The 337-nt window shown below is 29.7% G+C and carries 1 protein-coding gene; it reads left to right on the top strand.

Going from position 1 to position 337, the window contains the following annotated elements; translation table 11 throughout:
- The coding region (locus NG904_RS17180; protein ID WP_252232962.1) for a YhgE/Pip domain-containing protein at positions 1-337 on the top strand (337 nt) is incomplete at both ends.

Here is a 337-nt window from a genome sequence, read left to right as displayed (position 1 = left end):
AAGCATCATGGGATCCATATGGAGCCACAAAGGGAATTAAAATAGCTATAATCAATGATGATAAAGGAACTGTATTTAAAGAGAAAGATATAAATTTGGGTGAAGAATTAATAGAAAAGTTAGAAGAAAATGATAAAATGGGTTGGTCATTCGTTGATAAAGAAACTGGAAAAAAAGGATTGTTAGAAGAAAAATACTATGCAACTATTGAAATACCAGAAAACTTTTCAAAAGATCTTACCACATTAGTTGAAAAAGATGTTGAAAAGCCTAAACTAATATATACGGTAAATGAAAAGAAAAATACAATAGCGCCTAAAATGACTGATGCAGGAGT

The sequence above is a fragment of the Clostridium sp. ZBS15 genome, assembly GCF_023845705.1.
In the GTDB taxonomy this organism is placed as follows: domain Bacteria; phylum Bacillota; class Clostridia; order Clostridiales; family Clostridiaceae; genus Clostridium; species Clostridium aquiflavi.
The sequence above is the reverse complement of the archived record's forward strand: the minus strand, read 5'-3'. Positions and strand labels throughout refer to the sequence as shown.